Annotated in this window: 6 protein-coding genes and 9 tRNA genes; all 15 read left to right on the top strand. The window is 39.2% G+C overall.

The genetic code is table 11. The features are described from left to right. The first annotated feature begins 55 nt into the window (after positions 1-55). Positions 56-1,345 carry a serine--tRNA ligase gene (gene serS / locus FC73_RS05930; protein WP_010022691.1) on the top strand — a complete coding sequence of 430 codons (1,290 nt, stop codon included), beginning with the start codon at positions 56-58 and terminating at the stop codon, positions 1,343-1,345. A 175-nt stretch (positions 1,346-1,520) separates the two neighbouring features. Continuing rightward, positions 1,521-1,593, top strand: a tRNA-Val gene (locus tag FC73_RS05925). 3 nt (positions 1,594-1,596) lie between these two features. Next, positions 1,597-1,669 (top strand) — tRNA-Lys (locus FC73_RS05920). Positions 1,670-1,690: 21 nt separating this feature from the next. Beyond that, positions 1,691-1,772: transfer RNA gene (locus FC73_RS05915), tRNA-Leu, on the top strand. 10 nt (positions 1,773-1,782) lie between these two features. Then, positions 1,783-1,856: transfer RNA gene (locus FC73_RS05910), tRNA-Thr, on the top strand. A gap of 3 nt (positions 1,857-1,859) precedes the next feature. Continuing rightward, positions 1,860-1,931, top strand: a tRNA-Gly gene (locus tag FC73_RS05905). Positions 1,932-1,948: 17 nt separating this feature from the next. Beyond that, a tRNA-Leu gene (locus FC73_RS05900) sits at positions 1,949-2,034 on the top strand. A 229-nt stretch (positions 2,035-2,263) separates the two neighbouring features. Continuing rightward, positions 2,264-3,658, top strand: coding sequence for a DUF2252 domain-containing protein (locus FC73_RS05895; protein WP_010022693.1), 1,395 nt, complete (start codon positions 2,264-2,266; stop codon positions 3,656-3,658). A gap of 1 nt (position 3,659) precedes the next feature. Further along, positions 3,660-5,864 (top strand): polyphosphate kinase 1, encoded by a 2,205-nt coding sequence (ppk1, locus tag FC73_RS05890; RefSeq protein ID WP_010022694.1) that lies wholly within the window; start codon positions 3,660-3,662, stop codon positions 5,862-5,864. A 110-nt stretch (positions 5,865-5,974) separates the two neighbouring features. Then, positions 5,975-6,048: transfer RNA gene (locus FC73_RS05885), tRNA-Arg, on the top strand. Positions 6,049-6,053: 5 nt separating this feature from the next. Continuing rightward, a tRNA-Pro gene (locus FC73_RS05880) sits at positions 6,054-6,127 on the top strand. Between the two features lie 35 nt (positions 6,128-6,162). After that, positions 6,163-6,236: transfer RNA gene (locus FC73_RS05875), tRNA-Pro, on the top strand. 97 nt (positions 6,237-6,333) lie between these two features. Next, complete coding sequence (locus FC73_RS05870; RefSeq protein WP_010022695.1) at positions 6,334-6,807, top strand: CtsR family transcriptional regulator; 474 nt, start codon at positions 6,334-6,336, stop codon at positions 6,805-6,807. Positions 6,808-6,854: 47 nt separating this feature from the next. Beyond that, positions 6,855-9,347 carry an ATP-dependent Clp protease ATP-binding subunit gene (locus FC73_RS05865; RefSeq protein ID WP_010022696.1) on the top strand — a complete coding sequence of 831 codons (2,493 nt, stop codon included), beginning with the start codon at positions 6,855-6,857 and terminating at the stop codon, positions 9,345-9,347. A 258-nt stretch (positions 9,348-9,605) separates the two neighbouring features. After that, a complete protein-coding gene (gene rpoB, locus FC73_RS05860) occupies positions 9,606-13,244 on the top strand; it encodes a DNA-directed RNA polymerase subunit beta (protein ID WP_081454164.1) in 3,639 nt (1,212 codons plus the stop codon).

The following is a 13,244-nucleotide window of genomic DNA, read 5'->3' as shown; positions in this document are numbered from 1 at the left end:
CTTTCGTCCCAACATGACGAAGGTCTTTTTGTGTCTTTTAAGGGAGGAAATTAAAATGTTAGATATGAAGTTGATTAGAAGCAATCCAGATTGGTATAAGGGAAAGTTGGCAGAACGAAATGTTCCTGGCGAAGTGATTGATAATTTGCTAAGAAAAGATTCGGAACGTCGTGATCTAATTGTAAAAAGTGAATCGTTAAAGGCGGAGCGAAATGAAGTTTCCGAAAAGATCTCACAGCTAAAGCGCAATAAGGGGAATGCTGATGACCAAATTCAACGAATGCGCGAGGTTGGCAAGGAGATTAAAGAACTTGATGAAAAATTAGAGGGAATTAAAGCTGAACAACATGATATTGAAGCTCATTTACCGAACGTTCCTGCCGATGAAGTTCCGGTCAGTCTCACAGAAGAAGGGGCTAAGGAGCTTAGAAGAATTGGTGAGCCACGTAAATTTGATTTTACGCCTAAACCCCACTGGGAAATTGGTGAAAATCTGGATATTTTAGACTTCAAAAGAAGTGCCAAGGTATCCGGAAGCCGATTTGTATATTACTTAGGGGCTGGAGCTCAGTTAGAACGGGCTGTCTATAACTTTTATTTGGACCAAAATACGGAGGTTGGGTACACAGAAGTGCTGCCTCCTTACATGGTGAACTCTGATTCAATGTTTGGAACGGGACAGTTCCCTAAGTTTTTAGAAAACAAAGCCGGCTTTGAGATCAAAGACAGTGATTTAACCATGATTCCAACCGCTGAGGTACCATTAGTTAACTTTTACCGGGATGAAGTGATTCCTGAAGCAAAACTGCCAGTGAAGTTTACGGCCTTAACCCCCGCTTTCAGATCGGAAGCTGGGAGTGCTGGTAAGGATACACGTGGTTTAATTCGTTTACACCAATTCAATAAGGTTGAGATGGTGCAGTTTACTAAACCAGACGAATCATGGGATGCTTTGGAAGAAATTATCCATCAAGCTGAGACTCTCTTACAAAAACTCGGAATTCCGTATCATGTCATTACTTTAACTTCGAGTGATATGAGCTTTACCGCCGCTGAGACCCATGACTTAGAAGTTTGGATGCCAGCTCAGAATCGGTACCGTGAGATTTCAAGTTGCTCTAATACCCTTGATTTTCAAGCAAGAAGGGCTCATATTCAATATCGGGATGAGAACGGGAAGCTTCAGTATGTTCATACCCTGAATGGTTCTGGCTTAGCAGTTGGAAGAACGGTAGCTGCCATTTTAGAGAATTATCAAAATGAAGATGGAACCGTGAATGTACCAGAAGTTTTGCAACCTTACATGCATGGAATGAAAAAAATTGTTAAAAATGAGAAATTTTAACCAAAATCAGTAGAAATCAATGCGACATTTCGGTATAATAATATTTGTTGTCTGACTGGCGTGAAGAAACAGTATCATCATTGTAGGTTAGCCAAATTTGTTCTTGACGCTTAAACTGCAAAATGATATTATATAATAGTTGTCATCACACAGTATGTGGGTGATATCTATCAATGGAGGATTAGCTCAGCTGGGAGAGTATCTGCCTTACAAGCAGGAGGTCACAGGTTCGATCCCTGTATCCTCCATTTGAGCCGTTAGCTCAGTTGGTAGAGCATCTGACTTTTAATCAGAGGGTCGGCGGTTCGAACCCGCCACGGCTCATTGCCAGTAACACATTATTATGCGGGCGTGGCGGAACTGGCAGACGCGCTAGATTTAGGTTCTAGTGTCTTAGGACGTGGGGGTTCGAATCCCTTCGCCCGCATTGATTTTTTGCCGACTTAGCTCAGTTGGCTAGAGCGCTTCACTAGTAATGAAGAGGTCGTAGGTTCGAATCCTATAGTCGGCATATGCGGAAGTAGTTCAGTGGTAGAACGCCACCTTGCCATGGTGGAGGTCGCGGGTTCGAATCCCGTCTTCCGCTTTTTTTGGTATCATCCTGCCGGAGTGGCGGAATTGGCAGACGCACAGGACTTAAAATCCTGCGGTCAGTGATGACCGTACCGGTTCGATCCCGGTCCCCGGCATTTAAATATTGGAATTTTAGTGAGAGAGCCCTAGTATTAGGAGCTCTCTTTTTTATTCAAAATATTAATTCTATACTGGAAATGCCACCAAAACAGCGATACTATAGAACTGAATTGATATTGTGATATCCATAATAAGTTGATTTAACGTTAAGGTCCCGTGTAGAATATGAATAACGTAATCAACATAATTGATCAGACGTAGATTTAGAATCCAAGGAGAAACAAGATGAAACTCGAGAAAAAGTCGCCTTATGGGCTGAACAACGTCAGTGCTTTACTTAATGACGTTTCAATGAACGATGATCAATTAATTCATGCTGGCGAAAAAATGAGTAATGATGCCAACATGGAAGCAATGCGAAATTTCAAAGCTAAAAAGCGAGACATTAAACCGATCTTAACCGAAAGAGATTCGTTGTTACTAAGTGGTTTACTTGGGTTGAAGCGTGAACGAATGGCTAAGAATCCATTTTCGTTTTATCGCGGAAGCGTGGAACTCATGAATCATGACTTAGAGCGTATCCCAATGAGTGATATTAATCTGCTGATTGCTGGTGATGCGCATCTAGGTAACTTTGGTTTTTATGGTTCACCAGAACACCAACTTTTGTTTGATTTAAATGATTTTGATGAATCACACGTTGGCCATTTTGAGGATGATCTTCTACGTTTTATGGTAAGTGCCTTGCTTGTTGCTAAACAACAAGGATTTGATATTGAAAATGAGGTTAATCCGTTTCTAAGGGACGTGCTCGATACCTATCGCAGCGCGTTAGTGAGAATGACGGAAATTCCAGCCATGGATAAACTTACACTTCCTAATTCCATTAGAAATATTTCTAAAATCTTTGGTACGCTGAAAGATGGCGAAAAACACTTTAAGAAGTCATTTCAAAAAATCACCGCTAAAAGCATTAACAAAGCTCTTAGAAGTACTTCTGATTATGCTGTTGAGAAGTATACAACGGTACTTTCAAATGGCGAACGGCGATTTATTGATAATGAACCGGTGACGGTTCACATTGGTAAGAAAGATTATCAAAAAATTAGTGATGGTCTTGATCGTTACTACAATCATACTAAAAGTGACATTCGTTTCTTTCTTTCCAATTTTCAAATTGTTGACATCGTGAGACATAGTGTTGGTGTTGGAAGTGTAGGGACGCTATGCTTCTTGGTATTATTGGAGGATGCTAACAATAATTATCTGGTCTTACAGATTAAACAAGCCCTTCCGATTTATAAAAATAACGTAATTGGAATGAATAAGAACGATTCGTTGGGTGAGAACATTGTGGATTGTCAGTTGATCCTTCAAACGGCATCGGATCCGTTTTTGGGTTGGTTTAATACCCAAGACAAGAGTTATTACGTACGTCAGTTTAAGGATATGAAAGGTTCAGTAAACCTTAACAAGTTAGATTTAGATGCATTTAAAGATTACGTGCTAGTTTGTGTCATCTTGTTAGCACGGGCACACAGTCAGTCTCCAACCTTTCCAATGATCATTGGTTATTTAAAAAATAGTGATAAGGTTAAAAAGTCATTTATTGAATTTGCAAATGAGTATATGAAACAAGTGGAGATGGATTATCACACATTTATTAAGGATTTGAAATAACATGAAAAGAAATGAAGAATACGTTGACTCATGCTATAACCGGGATTTGAGCTGGACATTATTTAATCGAAGAGTGATTAATTTAGCTACTGAGACGGTCACACCATTCCTAGAGAAACTAAAATTTTTAGCAATTGGGTCCAACAATTTAGATGAATTTTATAGTGTTCGGGTACCAAGTATTCAGGGTCAGATGGAATTAAGTGATAATGGGGTCGAAAAAAAGTCCGGCCTTCACTACAGTCAGATTCTAAATCAGATTCATACCCGCAATAATGAAAACTTCCAGATTCAATATCATGACTACGATAAACTTAATCGTGAATTGAAAGAAAAGGATATTTGTTCGATCGAATCATATGAAGATTTGGACGACAAGCAAAAAAACAAAGCTAATCAATATTTTATTAAAAACATTCAGCCAGAACTGGCTTTCAAGGAATTTGATAAGAATTACACTCTGAAATTTCTCTCCAATAAACAAATTGCAATTGGAGTATTAGTTAAGGGTGACGACAAAAAAGTCATTCGGATTATTCCAGTACCACTTAAATTTGATCGATTGGTTCCAGTAAAATCCAATGGAATTGATACTTATATTTTGTTAGAGGACCTGATTAATCACAACTTAAAACGGTTATTTAATGGAAAAGAAATTACAGGTACGGTCGTCTTTCGCGTTACCCGTGATCTTGATGCTACTTTAGACGTTGAAAAAGAAGATAATAATTTTGAAACCATTTCTAGAATGCGTCAGTACCTTGTTGATCGTGAAAAGGGAAAAGTAACTAGATTTGAAGTTGAAGAATTTGATGGTAATACCGATGATGACTTTTTGCGTGATTTTATTTCCAAATTCAATCTTGGCGAAGATGCCATTTTTAAAATCCCTGGACCCGTTGATCTAACTTATCTTTTTGAGATTGTTAGTAAGTATTCCCCTGACTATCCCGAATATTGTTATGCTAAATTCAATCCACGGACCTGGTCTGATTCAGAATCAATGCTTGCTTACCTAGATCAAAAGGATCTGTTGATTCAGTATCCTTATGATTCGTTTAGTCAGTTTTTACAGTTCTTAAGGGAAGCCGTTGAGAGTCCCAAGACCGTTGCTATTAAGCAAACACTATATCGGGTTTCAAAGCATTCTGAAGTGGTTGATTTATTAGCTAAAGCTGCTCAAAAGGGGATTAAGACTACCGTAGTGGTTGAACTGAGAGCTCGGTTTGACGAGAAAAATAATTTAAAAGTCACTGAAAAGCTAAAAAACGCTGGGGTTCATGTCATTTTTGGAAAGCAGGACATGAAGGTTCACAGTAAGACTTGTTTAGTCTTAACTAAAGAGGGTGAGCATCCTCAAGGGTACATTCAGGTTGGAACTGGGAACTATAACATGCAAACTGCCAAGGGATTTGTTGATTTGAGCTTCTTTACCAGTAAAGATGATTATGTCAGAGATTTATCCAAGTTCTTTGATTACTTACAGGCCCCGGATGCCGCTCAACCGAGTTATCAAGTTTTATCCGCATCTCCTCACCAAATTCAGGATCAGGTGATTGATGGAATTCAAGAAGTGAAAGAAAGTTACCTAAAAACTGGGAAAGGTGCTGTCTTTCTAAAAATTAATTCTTTAACCGATGTGGAAGTTATTTCAGCTATCTATGATGCCGCTCGCGTTGGGGTACCGTTCCGATTGGTAGTTAGAGGTGCTTGTTGTCTCAAGTTAGGAATTTGTGGTAAGAAAGAAAAAATTGTGGTTTCAAGTATTGTTGGTGAGTTTTTGGAACACAGTCGGATCTACGGTTTCTTCACTAATGATGATTCTAAGTTATGGATTTCGTCGGCTGATTTAATGACTAGGAACATGGATAATCGGGTTGAGTTAGCGGCTCCAATTCTTGATCCTAAACTGAAAAAGCAGTTACTCAATATCATTGATATTTATGCGCAGGATGATGTGGACGGCAGCTTTCTTAAACCGGACGGACAGTACTTTAAGTTTAAGCATCCTAAGGGCAAATCAGCCCAACAAACCTTTCTTAGGATTATTGATGATCCAAAGTTGAATAATAAAAAACACATTTCTAAGCGTCATGACATTCGCATTAACGTAAAGAATGGCTCGAATCTCAAAAATGATTGGACCTACATCTCAATTTTAGTGGTTACAATCATCGTAGTTGTGGCGATTTTATTGTGGTGGTAAAAATAACTAGATATTTCTAGTTATTTTTTTGTTTTTCTTTACCAAAAGTGCTAGTCTCTGGTATAATATTATTTGTTCGCTGGTAATTAGTGAACTTCTAAATATTTTATGCACCTATAGCGCAATTGGATAGAGTGTCTGACTACGAATCAGAAGGTTGTAGGTTCGACTCCTACTAGGTGCATTCATCGGGAAGTAGCTCAGCTTGGTAGAGCACCTGGTTTGGGACCAGGGGGTCGCAGGTTCGAATCCTGTCTTCCCGATTTTTATATATACTCACATTTTAATGTTTACGCATCGGGAAATAGCTCAGCTTGGTAGAGCGCCACGTTCGGGACGTGGAGGTCGCAAGTTCGAATCTTGTTTTCCCGATTTTTTTATTACGTTCGTTTACAAGAGCATTTACTTGGAATTTACGATTCTTCTTTGTATAATAATAGTCAACATTAGTCAGAGATGAGATGAGTTTATGGCAAGCCGTAATATATCAGACATTATTGAAGATTATTTAAAGGATATGCTGGGTGACAACGATCAAGAGCGAGTTGAGATTCGTCGGTCAGATATTGCCAATCATTTTGATGTGGTACCATCACAGATCAACTATGTAATCAAAACTCGATTTACCTTGCGGAATGGTTATCTAGTTGAAAGCAAACGTGGTGGCGGTGGCTATATCAGAATTGAAAAAATCAATTTAATGGATAATTCGGATGTCTTAGATAGTTTGATCGACTCAATTGGTGATGAAATTTCTGAAAAAGATGAAGAATCAATTTTAACTACCTTGTATGCTAATGGAGTTATTACCGAAAAAGAGAAGAACATGATTGCAGCTATCTTGAAGAAGGAAGCAATCAGTTTGCCTGATCAGACAATGGAGTATCAGGTTAGAGCGAGCGTTTTGGAGGCTTTACTTTACCGGCTTAAGTATGAGTGTTAGTTTAATTGTGGATTATGATTTGAAGAGAAATGAAGGGAGATTTGCATATGCATAATTTATTTACCCCTAGTGCAAAAAACGTTTTAGTAATTGCCCAAGAACAAGCAAAAAGCTTTCAACACCAAGCTGTTGGAACCGAACACATGTTGTTGGCACTTACAATTGAAAAGAATGGGATTGCTTATCAGACTCTTCAACAACTCGCTGTCAGCGAGGCAGACGTTAGAGAAGAAATTGAGCAGTTAGCTGGATATGGCAACTTGAAAGTTGATGGCAACACTTACTTGCCATATTCACCAAAAATGAAGGAAATTCTAGCCTTAGCTGGGAAAATTGCGAAACAATATGGAGCAACTAAGGTGGGCACTGAACATATCTTGCTAGCTTTGACTAGTGATGATGCAATGCTCTCTTCTAGAATTTTGACTAACTTAGGCGTTAGCCCGGAACAAGTTCGGAAAGTAACTATCCGAAAGATGGGAGTTGCAGACACTAACATGGCTTCTGATACTAATTCTAATAATGATTCAGAACAAAGTGATACCCCAACCTTAGATTCACTTGCCCGTGATTTAACCAAAGCTGCTCGTGATAATCAGCTTGATCCAGTTGTGGGACGTACTTCAGAAGTTCGGCGTGTAATTCAAGTCTTGAGTCGAAGAACTAAGAATAATCCGGTTCTAATTGGTGAACCCGGAGTCGGTAAAACTGCCATTGCTGAAGGCTTAGCGGAAAAGATCGTTGGTAAGTCGGTTCCGGCTGATATGCAAAATAAACGTGTCATGGAACTTGATATGGGATCATTAGTTGCTGGCACTAAGTATCGTGGCCAATTTGAGGATCGTTTGAAGAAGGTTCTAAAAGAGGTTGAAGATAGTGGAAATGTAATTCTATTTATTGATGAATTGCATACCCTAATTGGTGCTGGTGGTACTGAGGGATCAGTTGATGCCTCAAACATTTTGAAACCATCCCTTGCTCGAGGTCAAGTTCAAGTAATGGGCGCTACCACACTTGATGAATATCAAAAGTACATTGAATCCGATGAAGCTTTGGAACGTCGATTTGCAACGGTTGAAATTGAAGAACCAAGTAAGGATGAGTCTCGTAAGATTCTTAAGGGATTACGTCCTAAGTATGAGGAACATCACCATGTTCAGATTACTGATGATGCTATTAATGCTGCTGTTGATTTATCTAGTCGATACATCAGCAATCGTTATCTACCTGACAAGGCCATTGATCTAATGGATGAAGGTGCTGCTAAGGTTAGACTTGATTCAACTGGTAAAGATGACAAGTTGGCAAATGCTGAGTCTAAGTTAAGTTCCGTTAAGAACGACAAGGACAAAGCAATTGAAGAACAACGTTTTGAAGATGCAGTTTCAATTCGGAAGCAAGAACAGAAATTGCAGAAGGAAATTGCTGATTTAACTCAGAAACAAAGAATTAAAGAAAATGATGCTAACAAGACGCATAATTATCGATTGAAGGAAAATGCTGAAGACATTGCACAGATTGTTTCCGAATGGACTGGAATTCCAGTTACTCATTTGAAACAGTCTGACAAGAAACGTTTGGTAAATCTGGAAAAGATTTTGCACGAACGAGTGGTAGGTCAAGACGAGGCCGTTTCAGCTGTTGCCCGAGCAATTCGTCGTGCAAGAAGTGGACTTAAAGATCCTAATCGTCCAATTGGATCATTTATGTTTCTTGGACCAACTGGAGTTGGGAAGACTGAACTTGCTAAGGACTTAGCTGAAGCAATGTTTGGTTCAGAAGATGACATGATTCGTGTTGACATGAGTGAATTCATGGAGAAGTACTCAACTAGTCGAATGGTTGGATCTGCTCCTGGATACGTTGGATATGACGAAGGTGGTCAACTAACTGAAAAGGTTAGAAAGCATCCTTACTCAGTTGTTTTACTTGATGAGGTTGAGAAGGCTCATCCTGACGTCTTTAACCTGTTACTTCAAGTTCTAGACGATGGATACTTGACTGATGCTAAAGGTCGAAAGGTTGACTTTCGAAATACTGTTATCATTATGACCTCTAACATTGGAGCTACTGAACTTCAGTACAAGAACACCGTTGGATTTGCGGCCGAAAAGTCGGATGACGACTATGCTGCAATGAAGGCTACCATTCAAGATCAGTTGAAGAAATTCTTCAAACCAGAATTCTTGAACCGAATTGATGATACGGTTGTCTTCCATTCTTTGACTAAATCAGAACTTCACCGTATCGTGAAATTGATGTCGCAAGACTTACTCAATCGAGCTGATGGAATGGGTTACAAAGTTCGGATGACACCTGCTGCCATTGATTTGGTTGCTGAAGTTGGGTACAATCCAACTTATGGTGCACGACCAATTCGGAGAGCACTACAAGATAAGGTGGAAGATCCATTGAGTGAAGATTTACTTGCTGGTAAATTCAAACCTGGTGACCAGATCACCATTGGAGCCCATAAGAATAAGATCACGATTAATAAACGTGATGTTAAGAATCCAAAAGAAGAAATTTTAAGTAAATAACGTAAAAAAATCCCAGTAAAAATTTACTGGGATTTTTGGTGCATATTCTTTGACATTATCAGGGATTCTTTGTATTATGTATAGAGTATGTAACTGGGAATTGAAATGAGTCGTTGCGATCTATTGTCCGTGATGGCGTTTATAAGAACCAAAAGTAAGATTTTAATCTTATTTTTGGATTTTTTTTGCTCAAAAACCTGAAAAATGGCTATTTGTAACAAAAACGTAACATTTCTTTTCGTAGAATTTTAGGGAGAGGTGAATAACTTGGCAGGACACATTGTAAAGTACGGAAAACACAGGACCCGTAGAAGTTATTCCAGAATTAAGAAAGTATTGGATCTTCCAAATTTGATTGAGATTCAAACTAATTCTTATAACTGGTTCTTAGACGAAGGTTTGCGTCAAATGTTTAAAGATATTATGCCAATCGAGGATTTTCAAGGGAAGCTTTCATTAGACTTCGTTGATTATAAACTATTGGAACCTAAGTACACGGTTGATGAAGCACGTGCTCATGAGGCAAATTATTCAGCCCCATTACACGTTACTCTTAAGTTAACGAACCATGAAACTGGTGAAATCAAGACCCAAGATGTTTTCTTTGGTGACTTTCCATTGATGACTGACCAAGGGACTTTCATCATTAATGGTGCGGAACGAGTTATTGTTTCACAATTAGTTCGATCACCTGGTGTTTACTACCACAAGGATCTCGATAAAAATGGTCGTGAAATTTACAGCTCAACTGTAATTCCTAACCGTGGTGCTTGGATGGAATTTGAAACTGATGCTAAGAACATTTCATACGTTCGAATCGATCGAACAAGAAAGATTCCTTTGACTGAATTAGTTCGTGCACTTGGTTTTGGTTCTGATGATGAAATCACTGAGATTTTTGGGAAGACTAACGATAGTCTTTCACTTACCCTTGAAAAGGATGTTCATAAAGATGCTGATGATTCCCGTGTTGAAGAATCATTAAAGGATATTTATGAACGATTGCGTCCTGGTGAACCCAAGACCGCTGAATCAGCAAGAAACTTATTGACTCAAAGATTCTTTGATCCTAAACGTTATGACATGGCTCCCGTTGGTCGTTACAAGACTAACCAAAAGTTAAGCATGAAGACCCGCTTGATGGGATTAGCATTGGCTGAAACCTTAGCTGATCCTGATACTGGTGAAATCATTGCTAACAAGGGTGATGTCATTGATAAGGGACTGATGGAAAAATTGAAGCCATACTTGGCTAAGAAAGATTTCAAGGCTTACACCTTTAATCCATCTGACCAAGCGGTTGTTACTGATCCAGTGACAGTTCAAGTAATTAAAGTATATTCAAACACAGATCCTGATAAGGTCGTTCCTATCATTGGTAATGACAATATCGATCTGGACTACAAACACATTACCCCAGCTGATATTTTAGCTGAAATTAACTACTTCTTTGATCTTCAAGAGGGAATTGGTTCCATTGATGATATTGATCACTTGGGGAACCGTCGTGTTCGTTCAGTTGGTGAATTGCTGCAAAACCAATTCCGAATTGGACTTTCACGAATGGAACGAGTTGTTAGAGAAAGAATGTCAATCCAGGATGCTTCAACTGTAACACCACAACAATTGATCAATATTAGACCAGTGGTTGCTTCAGTTAAGGAATTCTTTGGTTCATCACAACTCTCACAATTCATGGATCAAACCAACCCATTGGGTGAATTAACCCACAAACGTCGTTTATCTGCTTTAGGACCTGGTGGTATCACTAGAGACCGTGCCGGATATGAAGTTCGTGATGTTAATTACACCCACTATGGTCGAATTTGTCCAATTGAAACTCCCGAAGGTCCTAACATTGGACTAATTAACTCACTTTCGAGTTATGCTCGGGTTAACAAGTATGGATTTATCGAAACTCCATACCGTCGTGTTGACTGGACTACTCATAAAGTTACCGATAAGATTGATTATCTGACCGCTAATGACGAAGATAAATACGTTATTGCCCAGGCTAACTCTCCATTAAATGAAGATGCTACCTTCCAAGATGATCAAGTTATGGCACGTGATAAGTCACAATACGTTGAAACTAATTCAAAGAATGTTGACTACATGGATGTTTCACCAAAACAAGTTGTTGCGGTTGCAACGGCATGTATCCCATTCCTAGAAAATGATGATTCTAACCGTGCTTTGATGGGTGCTAACATGCAGCGTCAGGCGGTTCCTTTGATTAGACCACATGCACCACTTGTTGGTACTGGAATGGAATATCAAGCTGCTCATGATTCTGGAGTTGCTAAGATTGCTAAATATCCTGGAACTGTAGAATACGTTGATGCAAGAGAAATTCGAGTACGACGCGATAATGGAACTTTAGATACTTACAAGTTGATGAAGTTCATGCGTTCAAATGGTGGTAAGAACTATAACCAAACCCCAATTGTCAAAGTTGGAGATCACGTTGACGCTGATGAAATTATTGCGGATGGTCCAGCAATGGAAAATGGTGAATTAGCATTGGGTCAAAACCCAACCGTTGCCTTTATGACATGGCAGGGTTATAACTTTGAAGATGCCATCACTATTTCAGAACGACTCGTTAAATATGATGCGTACACCTCAATTCATATTGAAGAGTACGAATCAGAAACTAGAGATACTAAACTTGGACCTGAAGAAATGACTCGTGAGATTCCAAATGTTGGTGAAGATGCACTTAAGGATCTTGACGAAGATGGAATTATCAGAGTTGGTGCCGAAGTTCATGACAATGACATTTTGGTTGGTAAGGTAACTCCTAAGGGTGTTACTGAATTATCTTCTGAAGAGAGATTACTTCACGCTATCTTTGGTGAAAAGGCTAGAGAAGTTCGTGATACATCCCTTCGAGTACCTCATGGTGCCGGTGGAATTGTTCAGGACGTTAAGGTCTTTACCAGAGAAAATGGTGACGAATTGAAGCCAGGTGTAAACAAGATGGTTCGAGTTTACATTGCCCAGAAACGTAAGCTTCAAGTTGGTGACAAGATGGCTGGTAAGCATGGTAACAAAGGTACCGTTTCCGTTATCATTCCTGAAGAAGATATGCCTTACATGCCAGATGGTACTCCAATTGACATTTTACTAAGTCCCATGGGTGTTCCATCACGTATGAATATTGGACAGGTGCTTGAAATGCACTTAGGGATGGCCGCTAAGAAGCTTGGTATTCACGTTGCTACTCCTGTATTTGATGGAGCTCGTAGTGAAGACATTACTCAAGCTTTGAAGGAAGCCGGAATGCCTGCTGATGGTAAATCCGTTCTATATGATGGTAGAACTGGTGAACCATTTGACAAACGAATTGCTGTTGGAGTCATGGGTTACTTGAAACTTAACCATATGGCAGAAGACAAGATTCATGCTAGAGCCATTGGACCTTACTCACTGGTTACTCAACAACCACTTGGTGGTAAAGCTCAATTTGGTGGCCAGCGTTTTGGTGAAATGGAAGTTTGGGCCCTTGAAGCATATGGTGCTGCTCATACCCTACAAGAAATTTTGACTTACAAGTCAGATGATGTTGTAGGACGTGTAAAGACTTATGAAGCCATTGTTAAGGGTGATCCAATTCCAAAGCCCGGTGTTCCTGAATCATTCCGAGTTTTAGTTAAAGAATTACAAGCATTAGGCCTTGATATGAAGGTTCTGGATGCTGATAACAAACAAATCGATTTGCGTGATATGGATGATGACGAAGATGTTGTTAACGTAAACGCATTGAGTAAGTTTGCTCAAAAACAAGATGAAAAAAATGAGAAAGACAAAGAAAAGAAGAATGAGAGTGACAAACAAACTCCAACTTCATCTGACGCTGACTCAAAAAATGATACAAATGACGACAATAAATAA

This window comes from Fructilactobacillus fructivorans, assembly GCF_001434095.1.
Lineage (GTDB): Bacteria > Bacillota > Bacilli > Lactobacillales > Lactobacillaceae > Fructilactobacillus > Fructilactobacillus fructivorans.
Note: the sequence above shows the minus strand (reverse complement) of the source record. Positions and strands in the feature narration are given on the sequence as shown.

Excerpts from the sequence above, each read along its gene's own strand:
- FC73_RS05895 (WP_010022693.1), top strand. The coding sequence starts at position 2,264 with ATGAAACTCGAGAAAAAGTCGCCTTATGGGCTGAACAACGTCAGTGCT.
- FC73_RS05865 (WP_010022696.1), top strand. The coding sequence starts at position 6,855 with ATGCATAATTTATTTACCCCTAGTGCAAAAAACGTTTTAGTAATTGCC.
- FC73_RS05870 (WP_010022695.1), top strand. The coding sequence starts at position 6,334 with ATGGCAAGCCGTAATATATCAGACATTATTGAAGATTATTTAAAGGAT.
- serS (WP_010022691.1), top strand. The coding sequence starts at position 56 with ATGTTAGATATGAAGTTGATTAGAAGCAATCCAGATTGGTATAAGGGA.
- ppk1 (WP_010022694.1), top strand. The coding sequence starts at position 3,660 with ATGAAAAGAAATGAAGAATACGTTGACTCATGCTATAACCGGGATTTG.